The organism is Micromonospora sp. NPDC004540 (assembly GCF_040610095.1).
Taxonomy (GTDB): Bacteria; Actinomycetota; Actinomycetes; order Mycobacteriales; family Micromonosporaceae; genus Micromonospora.
Window position 1 is genome coordinate 12,927 of record NZ_JBEXLR010000010.1, and the last position, 12,793, is coordinate 25,719.

At 73.0% G+C, this 12,793-nt stretch carries 13 protein-coding genes and 1 riboswitch; of the genes, 8 read left to right on the forward strand and 5 right to left on the reverse strand.

Features of this window, described 5'->3' with window-relative positions; translation table 11 throughout:
• Positions 1–24: 24 nt before the first annotated feature.
• Positions 25–468 carry a DoxX family protein gene (locus tag ABZV78_RS05465; RefSeq protein WP_355635556.1) on the forward strand — a complete coding sequence of 148 codons (444 nt, stop codon included), beginning with the start codon at positions 25–27 and terminating at the stop codon, positions 466–468.
• A gap of 79 nt (positions 469–547) precedes the next feature.
• On the opposite strand, the gene ABZV78_RS05470 is transcribed toward ABZV78_RS05465, so the two are convergent.
• Entirely contained in the window at positions 548–1,186 is a 639-nt protein-coding gene (locus ABZV78_RS05470) for a DUF4232 domain-containing protein (protein ID WP_355635557.1), read from the reverse strand.
• Between the two features lie 51 nt (positions 1,187–1,237).
• A complete protein-coding gene (locus ABZV78_RS05475) occupies positions 1,238–1,543 on the reverse strand; it encodes a metalloregulator ArsR/SmtB family transcription factor (RefSeq protein WP_355635558.1) in 306 nt (101 codons plus the stop codon).
• Positions 1,544–1,633: 90 nt separating this feature from the next.
• Between ABZV78_RS05475 and ABZV78_RS05480 the strand changes: the two genes are divergently transcribed.
• From ABZV78_RS05480 to paaN, 4 genes are all read left to right on the forward strand, one after another.
• A complete protein-coding gene (locus ABZV78_RS05480; protein ID WP_355635559.1) occupies positions 1,634–2,599 on the forward strand; it encodes a DMT family transporter in 966 nt (321 codons plus the stop codon).
• A gap of 80 nt (positions 2,600–2,679) precedes the next feature.
• A riboswitch (SAM riboswitch) is annotated at positions 2,680–2,812 on the forward strand.
• A gap of 11 nt (positions 2,813–2,823) precedes the next feature.
• The gene (thrC, locus tag ABZV78_RS05485; RefSeq protein WP_355635560.1) at positions 2,824–4,113 is read left to right on the forward strand and encodes a threonine synthase; all 1,290 of its coding nucleotides are present in this window, start codon (positions 2,824–2,826) and stop codon (positions 4,111–4,113) included.
• A gap of 295 nt (positions 4,114–4,408) precedes the next feature.
• Positions 4,409–5,428, forward strand: coding sequence for a GNAT family N-acetyltransferase (locus ABZV78_RS05490; protein WP_355635561.1), 1,020 nt, complete (start codon positions 4,409–4,411; stop codon positions 5,426–5,428).
• 52 nt (positions 5,429–5,480) lie between these two features.
• The gene (gene paaN, locus ABZV78_RS05495; RefSeq protein WP_355635562.1) at positions 5,481–7,154 is read left to right on the forward strand and encodes a phenylacetic acid degradation protein PaaN; all 1,674 of its coding nucleotides are present in this window, start codon (positions 5,481–5,483) and stop codon (positions 7,152–7,154) included.
• A 61-nt stretch (positions 7,155–7,215) separates the two neighbouring features.
• Here paaN and ABZV78_RS05500 read toward each other — a convergent pair whose 3' ends face one another.
• The gene (locus ABZV78_RS05500) at positions 7,216–7,734 is read right to left on the reverse strand and encodes a GNAT family N-acetyltransferase (RefSeq protein ID WP_355635563.1); all 519 of its coding nucleotides are present in this window, start codon (positions 7,732–7,734) and stop codon (positions 7,216–7,218) included.
• Between the two features lie 226 nt (positions 7,735–7,960).
• On the opposite strand from ABZV78_RS05500, the gene ABZV78_RS05505 reads away from it, so the two are divergent.
• The 3 genes from ABZV78_RS05505 (at position 7,961) to groL (ending at position 11,437) form a co-directional block, all read left to right on the forward strand.
• Positions 7,961–8,164: a cold-shock protein gene (locus ABZV78_RS05505; protein ID WP_067305333.1), complete on the forward strand. Its 204-nt coding sequence runs from the start codon at positions 7,961–7,963 to the stop codon at positions 8,162–8,164.
• A 115-nt stretch (positions 8,165–8,279) separates the two neighbouring features.
• Positions 8,280–9,539: a hypothetical protein gene (locus ABZV78_RS05510; protein WP_355635564.1), complete on the forward strand. Its 1,260-nt coding sequence runs from the start codon at positions 8,280–8,282 to the stop codon at positions 9,537–9,539.
• 275 nt (positions 9,540–9,814) lie between these two features.
• Complete coding sequence (groL, locus tag ABZV78_RS05515; protein WP_091317388.1) at positions 9,815–11,437, forward strand: chaperonin GroEL; 1,623 nt, start codon at positions 9,815–9,817, stop codon at positions 11,435–11,437.
• Positions 11,438–11,504: 67 nt separating this feature from the next.
• Here the strand turns inward: groL and ABZV78_RS05520 are convergent, their stop codons facing one another.
• Both ABZV78_RS05520 and ABZV78_RS05525 read right to left on the reverse strand, forming a co-directional pair.
• The gene (locus ABZV78_RS05520) at positions 11,505–11,747 is read right to left on the reverse strand and encodes a hypothetical protein (protein WP_355635565.1); all 243 of its coding nucleotides are present in this window, start codon (positions 11,745–11,747) and stop codon (positions 11,505–11,507) included.
• An 85-nt stretch (positions 11,748–11,832) separates the two neighbouring features.
• Complete coding sequence (locus ABZV78_RS05525) at positions 11,833–12,762, reverse strand: GNAT family N-acetyltransferase (RefSeq protein WP_355635566.1); 930 nt, start codon at positions 12,760–12,762, stop codon at positions 11,833–11,835.
• Between the last annotated feature and the right edge of the window lie 31 nt (positions 12,763–12,793).

Below are 12,793 nucleotides of genomic sequence, written 5' to 3' on the forward strand. Positions count from 1 at the left end.
TCCACCACGTTTCAGGAGGTCACGATGGTTCCGGCACGGCTGAACGGTCCCGTACTCGCGCTCTTCCGCATGGTCACCGGCGCGCTTTTCCTCTGCCACGGCGCGGCGTCGCTCTTCGGCATCCTCGGCGGCAACCCGATGACCGGCACGGCGGTTCCCTTCGCCGAGTGGCCCGGCTGGTGGGCGGCCCTGATCCAGCTCGTCTGCGGCGCGCTGGTGCTCGCCGGCCTGTTCACCCGGCCCGCCGCGCTGCTCGCCTCCGGCTCGATGGCGTACGCGTACTTCGTGGTGCACCAGCCGGACCACCCGCTGCCGCTGCACAACGGCGGCGAACTGGCGGCCCTCTTCTGCTGGTCGTTCCTGCTCGTGGCGGTGCTCGGCCCGGGCAGCTGGGCCCTGGACGCGCTGCTCCGGAAGCGCCGCGCCATCGTGGCCGATCCGACCACCCGCCCCTCGGTCCCCGCCTGACCGGACGCGTCCCGCGATCTTGGTAGGAAGTGGCCCCTCAGGGGGCCGTTTGCTACCAAGATCTCGCGGGGGATCACGCTCAGAGGCGGCTGTCGGGGGTCGGTGCCGTGGAGGGTGGGCCGGTCGGGGCGGGTGGTTGCGTCGAGGATGTGCCGTTGTGGGGCTTCCAGGCGCTCACCCCGAGGCGGCCGGTGTTGCCGAGGTCGATCGGCCCGTCCAGCTCGACCGGGTACGTCGGCCGGCCCGGCAGCGGGGCCACGTCGAGGTGGGCCCCGTTGCTCGCGACCACCGTGGGGTCGGTGACCAGGTTGCGCCAGAGCAGCGCGGCGCCGGCCCGCTCGCCGGGGCGCAGGACGAGCCGGGCGGGTGGCTGGTCGAAGCCGGACGTGATCGGGCGGGCGCCGGGAATGATCTGGACCGCGATCGGATCCCCGTCGGCGTCCCGGAGGCGGGGTGCCGGATAACCGCGCAGCACGTACGGGCGGTTGCCGCAGTTGACCAGCTCCAGGCCCATGGCCCGCAGGCCCATGGCGGCGCTCACCCCGAGCTCGGTGATGCGGATTCCCTCGGGCGAGCAGGCCGGCGGGGGCGGTGACGTGCTGGGGACCGGGGTCGGTGAGACCGGTGCGGAGACGCGGTGGGGCGTCGGCGCGGGTGCGCAGGCGGTGAGCAGGGCCACGCCCGCCAGGGCTCCGATCCGTGCCGCCGCCGTCCGCATCCGGCGATCATCCCAGCCCGCGGCCGCCCCGCGCGGCCCGAGACGCGGGGGTCAGGCGCGGGCGGGCGCGGCGAGGACCGCCCCGAGCAGCCCCGGGTAGAGGCGCTCCAGCTCCTCGCGGCGCAGCCGCACGTAGCGGCTGGTGCCGGCGACCCGGGTGCGGGTGAGGCCGGCCTCGCGCAGCACCTTGAGGTGGTGGCTGCGGGTCGCCTTGGAGACCCCGAACTCGAAGGTGCCGCAGGCGTACTCGCCGCCCTCGGCCAGGGCGCGCACGATCTGCAGCCGGACGTCGTCGGCCAGCGCGGCCAGCACGGCGGTGACCGGCACCTCGCGCAGTTCGGGTTCGTGCAGCTCCATGTGACCAGCGTAACCCATGTTCGACATCCGTCGAACAACCTCCTAGAGTCGGTTCCGTTGGTTCGACGATACTCGAACATTGGAGCTGCGATGCGCTTCCGTAACGCCGCCTTCCCGCTCTTCGCCGTGGTGGGCTGGGGTGTCATGTTCCCCGTGCTGGCCAGCGCGCTCACCCGGGTGGACGCGCTCAACCTGACCACCGCCCGGTACCTGCTCGCCACCGCCGTGCTGCTCGCTCTGCTGCTGGCTCGCGAGGGGTGGGGCGCCCTGCGGGCGCGGCGGCGCGCCACCGAGGTGGTGCTGCTCGGGGTGCTCGGGTTCGCCGGCTTCAACGTGCTGACCAACCTGGCCCTCGGCCACGCCACCCCGCAGCAGATCGCCCTGTTCGCCTCCAGCACCCCGCTGGTCACCCAGCTCGTCCGCTGGGCGCGCGACGGCGTACGCCCCCGGCCGGCGCTGCTCGGCCTCTCCCTGGTCGCCCTGCTCGGCGTCGGGCTGGTGATCACCCGGGGCCGGCTCGACGGGCTGGACCAGTTCGGTGTCGGCGGGCTGCTCATGATCGGCGCGGTGCTCGGCTGGGCCTTCTACACCCACGGCGCGAGCCGGTTCCCCGAGTGGTCGCCGCTGCGCTACACCACGCTCACCTCCGTCGCCGGCATGCTCGCCATGGTCGCCGCCAGCGCCGTCGCCGACCTCACCGGCCTCCAGCACGCGCCGGCCGCCGCCGACCTCGTCGCGGTCGCCCCGCAACTGGCGTACGCCGTGGTGGTCGCCGCCGTCCTCGCTGGCCTGGCCTGGAACACCGGGGTCCGCCGGCTCGGCGTGGCCGACGCGGCGCTGTTCATGAACCTGGTCCCGGTGACCACGTTCGCGGTGCAGATCCTGCGCGGCTACCGGCCCGGTGCGGTGGAGCTGGTCGGCGCGGCGCTGACCATCGGCGCCCTGGTGGCCGCGAACCTGGTCACCCGTACCCGGAAGGCGACCGCCACCCCAGCGGCGGTCGCCGTGACCGACCACCCCGCGGTGATCGAACCGGTCGCGGTCGTCGCGCGCTGACCCGGGCCGGGAGCTCACACCGTGGGAACCCGGCTCGGCAGCGCCCCGGCGCGCGCATAGACTCGGCGGCACAACTGCATACCTCATCCAGAGGGGCTGAGGGATACGGCCCGATGACGCCCCGGCAACCACCCGCGCGCTCGACGACGAGCGACGGCGGGCAGGTGCCAATTCCGTCCCCGCCGCACCCGGCGATGCGGGGAAAGATGAGAGGACTCCTCGACATGACGTCGACGCTTCCCGCTGCCTCCGGCATCGACACCAGCCTCAGCCCGGCCCGCGCCCTGGTCTGTCGCGCCTGTTCCGCGCGCTACCCGCTGGCCGCCCAGCACGCCTGCTACGAGTGCTTCGGCCCCCTCGAGGTCGACTACGACGCCGCCGCCCTGGCCGCCGTCACCCGCGAGCAGATCGAGGCCGGCCCGAAGAACCTCTGGCGGTACGCGGCCCTGCTCCCCGCCGGCCAGGACCCGGCCACCCGGGTCACCCTCGACCCGGGCCTGACCCCGCTGGTCGCCGCCCCGCACCTCGCCGCCGAGCTGGGCGTCACCGCCCCGCTCTGGATCAAGGACGACAGCGGCAACCCGACCCACTCGTTCAAGGACCGGGTGGTCTCGGTTGCGCTGACCGCGGCCCGGGCGCTCGGCTTCACCCGCTACGCCTGCGCCTCCACCGGCAACCTGGCCAACTCGGTGGCCGCCCACGCGGCCCGGGCCGGGGTGCCCTCGGTGGTCTTCATCCCCAGCGACCTGGAGCAGGGCAAGGTGGTGACCACCGCCGTCTACGGCGGCGACCTGGTCGCCATCGACGGCTCGTACGACGACGTGAACCGGCTCTGCGGCGAGCTGGTGGAGACCGACGAGTTCGAGGACACCGCGTTCGTCAACGTGAACGTGCGGCCCTACTACGCGGAGGGCTCGAAGACCCTCGGCTACGAGGTCGCCGAGCAACTGGGCTGGCGGATCCCGGCCCAGGTGGTCATCCCGATGGCCAGCGGCGAGCTGCTCACGAAGATCGACAAGGCGTTCGCCGAGCTGGTCGAGATCGGGCTGGTCGAGGCGCCGGCCGGCGGCTGGAAGGTGTTCGGCGCGCAGTCCGCCGGCTGCAACCCGATCGCCACCGCGCTGCACGCCGACAGCGACACCATCGTGCCGGTCAAGCCGACCGGCATCGCCAAGTCGCTGAACATCGGCGACCCGGCCGCCGGCCTCTACGCGCTGGAGGCGGTCCGCCGCACCGGCGGCTGGATGGAGTACGCCGACGACGACGAGATCCGCGCCGGCATCCGGCTGCTCGCCCGGACCACCGGGGTCTTCGCCGAGACGGCCGGCGGCGTCACCGTGGCCGTGCTGCGCAAGCTGGTCGAGTCCGGCCGGCTCGACCCGACGGCGGAGACCGTCGTGTTCAACACCGGCGAGGGCCTCAAGACCCTCGACGCGGTCGCTCCCGAGGTCGGGCCCACCCACCGCATCCGGCCCAGCCTCCGGGCCGCCCGCGACGCCGGCCTCCTCTCCTGACTCCCCGCCGACTCGCCCGGTCGGGGGAGGGCGGATCGCCCGGGCGGGGGATTGGGGTGATCCGTTGGGTAACTGGCTTTTCGCTGTGAGTGTGGAAAACGCGCCGACAAGGACTTGACGGCAGGAATTGGACGGCGCAAGATGCTCCGTGCGGGAGGGCATCCGCCGGAGACTTTTCAAGTTCTTGCGACCCAACGCCGGAGGCGTTGTGCGGACGTCCCTCCCGACCAACGTCCGAAGGGGCCAGCGGAAAACCGCTGGCCCCTTCGCTGTCCGGTGGGCCACGCTCGCGGGCATGGGCATCTCGGTCTCCCCCGTCGATCCCGCCGACCAGGCGACCCTCGACGCGATGTACCGGACGGCGGCCGCGGCCCAGGCCGTGGACGAGCCGGACCTCCCACCGCTGTGCCGGCGGCGGTTCGAGGCGCCGCTGCGACACCCGATGCCCGGTGTCGACACCCGCTGGTGGGTCGCGCGCCTCGACGGCGTGCCCGTCGGCTGGCTCCGGCTGTACCTGCACACCCTCGACAACACCGACACCGCCAGCGTCGAACTGGTGGTGGACCCGGCGTACCGGCGGCGCGGGGTGGGGCGCGCGCTGCACGAGCACGGACTGCGGCTGCTGCGCGAGCGCGGGGGCAAGCGGCTGATCGGTGCGACCGTCACCCCGCTGCCGGGGGAGGAGGCCCGGGAGCTGCCCGGGGCCGCCTTCGCCGCCGCTGTCGGCGCGAAGCCGGCGCTCGCCGACGTCCGCCGCCGGCTGGACATCACCGCGCTCGACCGGCCGCACCTGGCCGACCTGCTCGCCGGCGCCCGCACGGCCGCCGCCGGCTACCGCACCGTCCGCTGGGGGCAGCGCACCCCTGAGGAGCACGTCGCCGACGTCGCCTACCTGGAGGGGCGGCTCCTCGTGGACGCGCCCCTCGGTGACCTCGAATGGGAGCAGGAGAAGGTCGACGCCGAGCGGATCCGCGGCACGGAGCGGGCGCTCGACGCGCGCGGGGTCCGCCGGTACAGCGTCGGGGCGGTGCACGAGGCGTCCGGCCGGCTGGTCGCCTGGAGCATGGTCAGCCTGGCCGCCAACACCACCTGGCACGCCTGGCAGCAGATCACCATCGTCGACCCGGACCACCGCGGCCACCGGCTCGGGCTGCTCGCCAAGATCGAGAACCTCGACCACGCGCTGGCGCACGAGCCGGAGTTGCGCGTGATCGACACCTTCAACGCGGCGACGAACACCCACATGATCGCGATCAACGAGCAGCTCGGCTACCGGCCGGCGGCCGGCTCGACCGACTGGCAGCTGACGATCTGACTTGTGACACGCCACTACTGATCTGGTGGCTCGCTGTTGCATGATGGCGGGCATGACGGAGACCCCGCACCCCCTGTACGACAGGCACGCCGAGACCCTCAACCGGGCGCTGACCGCGATCACGGAGCGCGGGTACTGGTCCGCCTATCCCGAATCGCCCAGCCCCCGGGTCTACGGCGAGACCGCCGCCGCCGACGGCAAGGCCGCCTTCGAGGCGTACCTGGGCGGCGACTTCCCGCTCGACCAGCCGGGCGACGGCGGCACGGTCGCCACCGAGGTCAGCCCGTTCGGCGTGGCGCTCGACGTGCGCTACCCGCACGCCACCGCCGACCAGCTCGTGGCGGCCGCCACCGCCGCCCTGCCGGCCTGGCGCGACGCCGGCCCGCAGGCCCGGGTGGGGGTCTGCCTGGAGATCCTCGACCGGCTGCACAAGAACGTCTTCGAGCTGGCCAACGCGGTGCAGTTCACCAGCGGCCAGGCCTTCGTGATGGCCTTCCAGGCCGGCGGCGCGCACGCGCTGGACCGGGCGCTGGAGGCGATCGCCTACGCGTACGCCGAGATGACCCGGCACCCGGGCACCGCCGGCTGGGAGAAGGCCGCCGGCAAGGGCGACCCGCTGCGGATGAGCAAGACCTTCCACGTGGTGCCCCGCGGGGTGGCGCTGGTGATCGGCTGCAACACCTTCCCGACCTGGAACTCGTACCCGGGGCTCTTCGCCTCGCTGGCCACCGGCAACCCGGTGGTCGTCAAGCCGCACCCGCGCGCGGTCCTGCCGCTCGCCATCACCGTGAAGTACGCCCGCCAGGTGCTCGCCGAGGCCGGCTTCGACCCCAACCTGGTGCAGCTCGCCCCCGAGGCGGACGGCGAGAAGCTCGCCTCGACCCTGGCCCTGCACCCGGCCGTCCGGATCGTCGACTTCACCGGCTCCACCGAGTACGGCGACTGGCTGGAGGCGAACGCCCGGCAGGCCGCCGTCTACACCGAGAAGGCCGGCCTGAACACGGTGGTGATCGACTCCACCGACGACTTCGCCGGGATGTGCCGCAACCTGGGCTTCACGCTGACCCTGTACAGCGGCCAGATGTGCACCACCTCGCAGAACCTGCTGATCCCCCGGAACGGCATCGAGACCGACCAGGGGCACAAGAGCTTCGACGAGGTGGCCGCCGGCATCGCCGGGGCGGTCGCCAAGCTCACCGCGGACCCGGCCCGGGGCGTCGAGCTGACCGGCGCCATCGTCAACGACGGCGTGCTGGAGCGGCTGGAGGAGGTCACCAAGGTCGGCGAGCCGGTGCTGGAGTCGCGCACCGTGGCGCACCCGTCCTTCCCGGACGCGGTGGTGCGGACGCCGACCGTGGTCAAGCTCGACGCGGCCGACACCGCCACCTACTCCCGCGAGTGGTTCGGGCCGATCTCGTTCGCCATCGCGACCGACTCGACCGCGCACAGCCTGGAGATCCTCCGCTCGACCGTGGGGGAGAAGGGCGCCCTGACCGCCGGCGTCTACTCCACCGACGAGGCCGTGCTGGACGCCACCGAGGCGGCGGCGGTCGACGCCGGCGTACACCTGTCCTGCAACCTGACCGGCGGGGTGTTCGTCAACCAGTCGGCGGCGTTCTCCGACTTCCACGGCTCGGGGGCGAACCCGGCGGCGAACTCGGCGCTGACCGACGGCGCGTACGTGGCGAACCGCTTCCGCATCGTGCAGAGCCGCCGGCACGTCTGAGGCCGGTTGCGGTTCGGGTGCGTCTGTTGTCGCTCCGGCGACAACAGACGCACCCGAAAGGTCAGGCGGGGCGGCGCATCTGGAGTTCGTTGAGACCGGGGATCCTCGGGTGGGGGACGCGCACGCCGGTGTCCACGAAGCCCAGCTTCTCGTACGCCCGGAGGGCGCGGTCGTTGCCGACCACCACCTCCAGCATCAGCTCGGGCCGGCCGCACGCCCGGGACCAGGCGGCCACCTCGTCCACCAGAGCGCCGAGCAGCCCGCTGCCCCGCCAGGCCGGCGTCACGTAGACGGCGTAGATCACGGTCAGCCCGGGCTCCGCCGGGTCGACCGTGCCGCCGGCGTGGCCGACCAGGCGGCCGCCCGGGTCGGCGACGAACTGGGCGTTGTGGTCGCCGTGCGAGACGGCGGCGATCCGGGCCGCGTAGTCGGCGTGCGGCCGGGCGGCGGCCTCCGCCACGGTCTCCAGGAACGCCAGCGGGGAGTCGGCCAGCATCTCCAGCCGGAGCGCCCGCATCCGGGCGGCGTCCGCCGGGCGGACCCGTCGAACGGTGGTGGTCGTGGTGGGCGCGCTGGTCATGTCGCCATGCATACCGGAAGGGCCGATACCCGCGCCCGGCCGGGCCCGGACAGTGGCCGAAATATGCCCGATTTGTGGTCGTGCGCGGTCGTCACGCCTCGTGTAGCGTGCGATTTCGGTCACCCGATTCAGCGGCCGTCGCCGATCGCCGAACCGGTGGCTCACCGGTGCCGGTCCGCCGGTCTCCGGGGGTTGTGAAACGCCGCGCAGAGTGAGGAAGTGCACCGTGGCACAGGGCACCGTGAAGTGGTTCAACTCCGAAAAGGGCTACGGCTTCATCGCCGTCGACGGCGGGCAGGACGTCTTCGTCCACTTCTCCGCGATCGAGATGGACGGCTACAAGGCGTTGGACGACGGCCAGCGGGTCGAGTTCGAGATCGCCCAGGGCCAGAAGGGCCCGCAGGCCGAGCGGGTCCGCGTCATCGCCTGATCTTTCGGGGCCGCCGCCCGATCGGTGGCCGCTCCACCCGACCCAGGGGCTGCGGTGCAGGCCCGCGCCGTGGAAGATCATGAGCCGTTCCAGCCGCAGCTGCTGAGGAGGGTTCATGTCCGACCTGCCCCCGTCGGGTTCCACCCCGCCGGTTCGCCCGGCGTCGCCCGGTGCCCCGGTCGACCCGACCCGGCCCATGCCGCCGGCCACCGCGCCGGCTCCGGCGCCGGGGCATGCGGTCGATCCCACCGCGCCCGGGTCGTCCACCCCGACCGACCCCGTCGTGCCGGCGCAACCCGGCGCGTCCGACCGGCCTGCCGCCCCCGGCCAGCCCTGGGACCCGTACCCCGGCGGGTTCGCCGCGCCCGGCCAGCCCGGCTCCGGCGGGCCGCAGCCCTGGGACCCGTACCCGGCGGACCCCGCCGGGACGCCGCAGGGCTGGACCTGGCCGGCCGGGGCGGCTCCGCTGCCCGGCGCCGCCTACCCGGGTTACCCGCTGCCCGGCCCGCCGTACGGCTGGCACCCGGGCCTCGATCCACAGGACCCGCTGGTCACCCCGCCGCACGCGGGCGTCGGCGGCTGGTTCAGCCGGTGCGGGGGCGCGCTGCGGCGCGGCTGGCGCCAGCTCCTGCCGATCATGCTGCTCACCCAGACGGTGCCGGCGGCGGTGATCGCGGTCATCTCGCTCGCCCTCGCGCCGACCGACCAGCCGGTCACCGGCGCGAACGGCGCCCCGGTGCTGCCCGACGGCTACTTCGAGCACCTGTTCGCCTTCTACGGCGCGGTGCTCCTCGCCGCCCTGATCTTCGGCCCGTTGCAGAGCACCGGCTGGGCCGCCGGCACCTGGGTGGTCGCCCGCCAGGCGGCCGGCGAGCCGGTCGGGGTCGGGGCCGCCCTCCGCTACGGGCTGCGCCGCGCCCTGGGCCTCTGGGGCTGGACCCTCGTGGTCTCGCTGCTGACCACGGTGGGTGCCTGCCTCTGCGTGCTGCCCGGTCTCTACGCGGCCTGCGCGTTCGCCCTGTTCGGCCCGATCTACCTGTTCGAGCGGCAGGAGCCGATCGGCCGCGCGTGGCGGATGTTCCACCGGCGGTTCGGCATTGTGCTGGGCCGGGTCGCGCTGGTCATGTGCGTGTTGATCGCCGCGGCGGTGCTGGACGGCGTGATCGGGGTGGTCAACCAGCTCGTCTTCGGGCTGGACCCGATGGCCGCCGCTCCGGGCACCGCCGCCGGCGCCGTGGTGCTGGCCGTGGCGGGCGCCGTGCTGGCCACCCCGGCCTACCTGGCGCAGCTCGTCGGCCTGGTCGCCGCGTACGCCGAACAGCGGGCGCAGGAAGGTCCGGTGAACGCCGCCCGGCTGGCCGCGGAACTCGGCTGAGCGGCGACATCGTGCTTGCACTCGGCTAGGGAGAGTGCTAAACAGGTCATTGGCACTCGCGTACGGTGAGTGCCAATGGTCGGGGCGGTAGGGCCACGGCCGCGCCGGTGTCGAAATGGCGCCGGAGTGGCACGGGGCCGGTCGTCGCGGGCTGTCCGGCCCGACCGAGGAGACGTCGTCGTCGCCAGGTGGCGACGTCCCCAAGGTGCGTACACCAGACGGCCCATCCGGGGAACCCTCGGGTGGCCCGTGAGTGTCCAGGAGGACAACGCCGTATGGCCAAGATGATCGCGTTCGACGAAGAGGCGCGCCGCGGCCTCGAGCGGGGCATGAACCAGCTCGCCGACGCCGTGAAGGTGACCCTCGGCCCCAAGGGCCGCAACGTCGTGCTCGAGAAGAAGTGGGGTGCCCCCACCATCACCAACGATGGTGTGAGCATCGCCAAGGAGATCGAGCTCGAGGACCCCTACGAGAAGATCGGCGCCGAGCTGGTCAAGGAGGTCGCGAAGAAGACCGACGACGTGGCCGGTGACGGCACGACGACGGCGACCGTCCTGGCCCAGGCCCTGGTTCGTGAGGGTCTGCGCAACGTGGCCGCCGGCGCCAACCCGATGGCCCTGAAGCGGGGCATCGAGGCCGCCGTGGCCAACGTCTCGGAGGAGCTGCTGAAGCTCGCCAAGGACGTGGAGACCAAGGAGCAGATCGCCTCCACCGCCTCCATCTCCGCCGCCGACCCCAGCGTCGGCGAGATCATCGCCGAGGCGATGGACAAGGTCGGCAAGGAAGGCGTCATCACCGTCGAGGAGAGCAACACCTTCGGCCTCGAGCTCGAGCTCACCGAGGGCATGCGCTTCGACAAGGGCTACATCTCCGCCTACTTCATGACCGACCCGGAGCGTATGGAGGCCGTCTTCGACGACCCCTACCTCCTGATCGTCAACAGCAAGATCTCGTCGGTGAAGGACCTGCTCCCGATCCTCGAGAAGGTCATGCAGTCGGGCAAGCCGCTGCTGATCATCTCCGAGGACATCGAGGGCGAGGCCCTGGCCACCCTGGTGGTCAACAAGGTCCGCGGCACCTTCAAGTCGGTCGCCGTCAAGGCGCCGGGCTTCGGTGACCGCCGCAAGGCCATGCTGGCCGACATCGCCATCCTCACCGGTGGTCAGGTCATCAGCGAGGAGGTCGGCCTCAAGCTCGACGCCGTCAGCCTCGACATGCTGGGCCGCGCCCGCAAGGTCGTGGTGACCAAGGACGAGACCACCATCGTCGACGGTGCCGGCGACGCCGACCAGATCCAGGGCCGGGTCAACCAGATCCGGGCCGAGATCGAGAAGAGCGACTCCGACTACGACCGCGAGAAGCTGCAGGAGCGCCTGGCCAAGCTGGCCGGCGGTGTTGCGGTGATCAAGGTCGGCGCGGCCACCGAGGTCGAGCTGAAGGAGCGCAAGCACCGCATCGAGGACGCCGTCCGCAACGCGAAGGCCGCCGTCGAGGAGGGCATCGTCCCGGGTGGTGGCGTCGCGCTGGTGCAGGCCGGCAAGACCGCCTTCGACAAGCTGGACCTGGCCGGCGACGAGGCGACCGGCGCGCAGATCGTCAAGATCGCGCTGGACGCCCCGCTGCGGCAGATCGCCGTCAACGCCGGCCTCGAGGGTGGCGTCGTCGTCGAGCGGGTCCGCAACCTCGACCCGGGTCACGGCCTCAACGCCGCGACCGGCGAGTACGTGGACCTGCTGGCCGCGGGCATCATCGACCCGGCCAAGGTGACGCGTTCCGCGCTGCAGAACGCCGCCTCGATCGCCGCGCTGTTCCTCACCACCGAGGCCGTCGTGGCGGACAAGCCGGAGAAGACCCCGGCCGCCCCGGCTGGCCCGGGTGGCGGGGAGATGGACTTCTGAGTCCAGCTCCACCAGCACGCCGAAAGGGGGCGGGCCGCGTCAGCGGTCCGCCCCCTTTCCGTCTGTCTCAGGTCGGCAGTCGACGTTGGTTGCGCCGCTTGTGTGCCCGGTCGTAGGGCGGTGTGAGCCGGATCGGTTCGTCCACCAGTTGCAGCGGTTCGTCGGTGGACGCCCCGTCGGCCCCGGCCATCTCCGCGAGTTGCTCGGCGTCGCCGAAGTCGAGCCGGTCGAACGGCAGCTGCCCGGGAAGCTCGCCGACCGGACGCCAGCTCGCCGGCTGGTCGTCGGTCCGTTCGTCGTCCGTGGTCATGCCCGCCTCCTCTAATTCCCGACCGTAGGGGCCGGTCGATGGCCGAGGAGGCCGAACGGCATTATTAGCGTCTATGTAACTTTAGCTACTTCTGTCCGTTAAGTGCTTTTCGATACAGGAAGAACACCCGCTCGATCCGCGCGCCGGCCGCCCCCGAGTAGAACGGCACCGGGCCCACCCAGCCGATCTGCGCCGCCTCGATCCCGGCTTCCGCCTGGTCGCGCAGGCAGCGCCGGAGCAGCACCCCGCCGATGCCCGAGCCCTCGGCCGCCGGGGCGGTCCCCATCGGCCCGAACCAGCTCGGCCGCGACGACCCGTAGGCGGCGAAACCGAGGATCTCGCCGTCCCGCTCGGCCAGGTGCGCGCCCGCGTCCGGCCGCCCCACCGAGCCGGCCAGCTCGCCGTCCCAGGCGCCGCCGAAGGTGGCCCGGGCGAATTCGGACAGCGCCGGCAGGTCCGCCGGCTCGGCCCGGCGTACCGTCACCCCTCGCCCGGCCAGCCGCTGCTCGGCGGCCTCGGTCGAGCGCAGCGCCGCCGAGCCCCCGGTCAGGTCGGCGGTCATGTTCCAGGCCGTCCGGTCCTGCCGGTAGCCGAGCCGCAGCGCGGCGCAGACCGCCGGCGTGTAGCGCACGTCGATGCCCGGCCAGGCGTAGTGCGGTGGGTTCCCGGCCAGCAGCAGTTCGGCCGCGCCGAGCCCGGCGAGCCGGGCCTCGGCCTCGGCCAGCAGGGACCCGCCGATGCCCTGGCGGCGCTCCTCCGGTGCCACCGCCAGCAGGTCGACGTGACCGAGCCGCGGCTCCCGCGCGGACAGCGAGCCGACCAGCACCCCGACCAGCGCGCCGCCGCGGGCGGCACCGAGTCGCAGCACCGTCCGGTCGGCCTCCGCGCGGTCGGCCAGGGTGGCGACGATCGCGGGCGCCTCGGCGGCGTCCTCCGGCAGGTCGAGGGCACGCCGGCAGAGGTCGACGACCTCGGGCAGGCGCTCGGGCCCCAGCTCGATGATCTCCACGTCCATGGACGCCGACCCTAGGCCATCCGCTGGCCAA

What these genes read in the sequence shown, in the direction of transcription:
- ABZV78_RS05475 (WP_355635558.1), bottom strand. Translation starts at nt 1,543, where the DNA reads ATGGAGCTGCACGAACCCGAACTGCGCGAGGTGCCGGTCACCGCCGTG.
- ABZV78_RS05490 (WP_355635561.1), top strand. Translation starts at nt 4,409, where the DNA reads ATGGGCATCTCGGTCTCCCCCGTCGATCCCGCCGACCAGGCGACCCTC.
- paaN (WP_355635562.1), top strand. Translation starts at nt 5,481, where the DNA reads ATGACGGAGACCCCGCACCCCCTGTACGACAGGCACGCCGAGACCCTC.
- ABZV78_RS05525 (WP_355635566.1), bottom strand. Translation starts at nt 12,762, where the DNA reads ATGGACGTGGAGATCATCGAGCTGGGGCCCGAGCGCCTGCCCGAGGTC.
- ABZV78_RS05470 (WP_355635557.1), bottom strand. Translation starts at nt 1,186, where the DNA reads ATGCGGACGGCGGCGGCACGGATCGGAGCCCTGGCGGGCGTGGCCCTG.
- ABZV78_RS05510 (WP_355635564.1), top strand. Translation starts at nt 8,280, where the DNA reads ATGTCCGACCTGCCCCCGTCGGGTTCCACCCCGCCGGTTCGCCCGGCG.
- ABZV78_RS05465 (WP_355635556.1), top strand. Translation starts at nt 25, where the DNA reads ATGGTTCCGGCACGGCTGAACGGTCCCGTACTCGCGCTCTTCCGCATG.
- ABZV78_RS05500 (WP_355635563.1), bottom strand. Translation starts at nt 7,734, where the DNA reads ATGACCAGCGCGCCCACCACGACCACCACCGTTCGACGGGTCCGCCCG.
- thrC (WP_355635560.1), top strand. Translation starts at nt 2,824, where the DNA reads ATGACGTCGACGCTTCCCGCTGCCTCCGGCATCGACACCAGCCTCAGC.
- ABZV78_RS05480 (WP_355635559.1), top strand. Translation starts at nt 1,634, where the DNA reads ATGCGCTTCCGTAACGCCGCCTTCCCGCTCTTCGCCGTGGTGGGCTGG.
- ABZV78_RS05520 (WP_355635565.1), bottom strand. Translation starts at nt 11,747, where the DNA reads ATGACCACGGACGACGAACGGACCGACGACCAGCCGGCGAGCTGGCGT.
- groL (WP_091317388.1), top strand. Translation starts at nt 9,815, where the DNA reads ATGGCCAAGATGATCGCGTTCGACGAAGAGGCGCGCCGCGGCCTCGAG.